The sequence below is a fragment of the Enhygromyxa salina genome (assembly GCF_000737335.2).
Taxonomy (GTDB): domain Bacteria; phylum Myxococcota_A; class Polyangia; order Nannocystales; family Nannocystaceae; genus Plesiocystis; species Plesiocystis salina_C.
Window position 1 is genome coordinate 1 of sequence record NZ_JMCC02000325.1, and the last position, 530, is coordinate 530.

1 protein-coding gene and 1 pseudogene are annotated in these 530 nt (G+C 42.1%); both read right to left on the reverse strand.

What is annotated here, in order from left to right; translation table 11 throughout:
- Positions 1 to 69 precede the first annotated feature (69 nt).
- Positions 70 to 288: an HHA domain-containing protein gene (locus DB30_RS41105; RefSeq protein WP_033752683.1), complete on the reverse strand. Its 219-nt coding sequence runs from the start codon at positions 286 to 288 to the stop codon at positions 70 to 72.
- A 23-nt stretch (positions 289 to 311) separates the two neighbouring features.
- Positions 312 to 530, reverse strand: a pseudogene (locus tag DB30_RS41110) (Hha toxicity modulator TomB); the annotation flags it as partial.

A 530-nucleotide genomic window follows, 5' to 3' on the forward strand; every position in this document is an offset into this window, starting at 1 on the left:
ATGGCCAGTTAAAAGTTTATTCAGAATAAAGCGGGCGAGTTGTCGCTAAGAGGAAGGAAAAACAGTGTGTTAACGCACAAACTTCCATACCGAGCCAGGAACTTTATCGTAAAGCTTATTCATCGTCAGTTCAGCCAGACGATGATCGGCGGCTGAGTAAAATACCGCCAGTTCGTCATCAGATAATTCATACTTATTCTTTTCAATTACGCGTTCGAGCGTGTCGATTGAGCGGCAGCGTCTCAGCCGCATCAAATAATCAGTTTTAGTCAGATTTTTATCGTTCATAAATAAACCGGTCTCATGTTTACCTAAATGGAGTGGCTGGGTTGCTGAAGGAAAGCGCACTCTTCGCTAAAAAGATTAAATAAGCGTCGGGCAGAACGCTGCCACCGATTCAGATCTTGCGCATTGATACCGTAATTAGTGAATAGCATAAAGGTATCGTCAAGATAGTCGTCGATTTGCGTTATCAGATCTTCATCTTCAGCATGCTTTATTTTGTAATTCATCGTGAAAGAAGCAATGTG

Excerpts from the sequence above, each read along its gene's own strand:
- DB30_RS41105 (WP_033752683.1), bottom strand. The coding sequence starts at position 288 with ATGAACGATAAAAATCTGACTAAAACTGATTATTTGATGCGGCTGAGA.